We start from the raw sequence: 1,024 nt of genomic DNA on the forward strand, positions 1-1,024 counted from the left end.
CTAGTTCTCATGGAGCCAACGTTGAAATACCACCCTGGTGTGTTTGAGGTTCTAACCTAGGTCCATTATCTGGATCGGGGACAGTGCATGGTAGGCAGTTTGACTGGGGCGGTCTCCTCCCAAAGCGTAACGGAGGAGTTCGAAGGTACGCTAGTTACGGTCGGACATCGTGACGATAGTGCAATGGCATAAGCGTGCTTAACTGCGAGACTGACAAGTCGAGCAGATGCGAAAGCAGGACATAGTGATCCGGTGGTTCTGTATGGAAGGGCCATCGCTCAACGGATAAAAGGTACTCTGGGGATAACAGGCTGATACCGCCCAAGAGTTCATATCGACGGCGGTGTTTGGCACCTCGATGTCGGCTCATCTCATCCTGGGGCTGTAGCCGGTCCCAAGGGTATGGCTGTTCGCCATTTAAAGAGGTACGTGAGCTGGGTTTAAAACGTCGTGAGACAGTTTGGTCCCTATCTTCCGTGGGCGCTGCAGATTTGAGGAAGCCTGCTCCTAGTACGAGAGGACCGGAGTGGACACACCTCTGGTGTATCGGTTGTCACGCCAGTGGCATTGCCGAGTAGCTAAGTGTGGAAGAGATAACCGCTGAAAGCATCTAAGCGGGAAACTCGTTTCAAGATGAGATCTGCCGGGGCCTTGAGCCCCCTAAAGAGTCGTTCAAGACCAGGACGTTGATAGGTCAGGTGTGGAAGCGCAGTAATGCGTTAAGCTAACTGATACTAATTGCTCGTGCGGCTTGACCCTATAACTTTGATAGCCAACACGCTCACAGCGTGAAGCTCAAAGTCTGTTATGCCAAGTTAGACGCAGTCAAATACACAAAATCTGATTCCAGACTCTATGAATTCGCCAGGCAGTTCACAAAGACTGCCCAGCACCAAGTTATGCCTGATGACCATAGCAAGTTGGTCCCACTCCTTCCCATCCCGAACAGGACAGTGAAACGACTTTGCGCCGATGATAGTGCGGGTTCCCGTGTGAAAGTAGGTCATCGTCAGGCTCTTACAGC

The 1,024-nt window shown here is 51.8% G+C and carries 2 rRNA genes; both read left to right on the forward strand.

What is annotated here, in order from left to right:
* Positions 1–759, forward strand: a 23S ribosomal RNA gene (locus AC07X4_RS23950); the annotation flags it as partial.
* Positions 760–902: 143 nt separating this feature from the next.
* A 5S ribosomal RNA gene (rrf, locus tag AC07X4_RS23955) occupies positions 903–1,015 on the forward strand.
* The last annotated feature ends 9 nt before the right edge of the window (positions 1,016–1,024 follow it).

This window comes from Acidovorax sp. GW460-11-11-14-LB4 (assembly GCF_059423685.1).